The organism is Proteus faecis, from assembly GCF_030286765.1.
In the GTDB taxonomy this organism is placed as follows: domain Bacteria; phylum Pseudomonadota; class Gammaproteobacteria; order Enterobacterales; family Enterobacteriaceae; genus Proteus; species Proteus faecis.
In genome coordinates this window covers 1-905 of the sequence record NZ_JASVWV010000058.1, presented here as the reverse complement: position 1 = coordinate 905, position 905 = coordinate 1, and the positions used below count along the sequence as shown (strand labels likewise).

1 tRNA gene is annotated in these 905 nt (G+C 41.5%); it reads left to right on the top strand.

Features of this window, described 5'->3' with window-relative positions:
- The first annotated feature begins 432 nt into the window (after positions 1-432).
- Positions 433-508 (top strand) — tRNA-Phe (locus tag QSH13_RS18460).
- The last annotated feature ends 397 nt before the right edge of the window (positions 509-905 follow it).

Sequence of the window (905 nt, the reverse complement as noted above, 5' to 3'; positions counted from 1 at the left end):
GAACGCAAGGGCATACTGGAATTACAAGCGGCGGGACTCGTCGTTTCTGCCCATGGAGGCCAGCGTAAATCCGTCACACAGACGGTTGCGGTCTAAGAAGTGGGAAGCCTCGCCCGACAGGGCGGGGTGCAGTCACTGTTGAGTGTTAGAAAACAAAAGAAATGAGTTATTTTCTCGCGCTCCCTTAATTTCTCTCTATAGAGCAGCGGAAAAGAAATTAAATCATCAAAAAAAGAGAAAGTTCTCGCTTTGATATGCAAAAAAATGGATATCTTTACTGATTGTTATTTAAGCATTTTTTACCCCAAAATAGCTTATGATGAAAAATTAAACTTGAATAGAATAAAAAGAAAGCAAACAAACTTATTTTTGCATTTTTTATTAAAAAGACGTTGACGCATCCCACTGAATACGGTTTAATGCGCCTCGTTAGCCCGAATAGCTCAGTCGGTAGAGCAGGGGATTGAAAATCCCCGTGTCCTTGGTTCGATTCCGAGTTCGGGCACCATCTTTCCTTTCGGAAATGGTGTAACCGTTTCCCTAGCACGGTCGCTGGAAGTGAGATCCCCAGCGCCCGGTTAAAAACTTGAATTTCAGTTGTAATCACGTTCATGACTTCTCACGTGGTTGACAATGATTTATCAAGTAAGGGTGTTTTTGCCGAACACCCTTCTCAATCAAATCCAGCTTATACACAAAGTTGATGAAATAGTCAACTTTGTGTAAATATTTTTTTATTTTACATCACAATCCCTGTCTTTTTGATACTAGTCTTGAATGCTCACCACCTAATCCCATTGTTAAAAACTCCCCTAATTCGTCTTCCAGGATCCTGACTGTACTGTATGCGTCCAGAGCAATATACTCCATTGTCGAAGACAGGCTACGGTGTCCTAACATCTGTT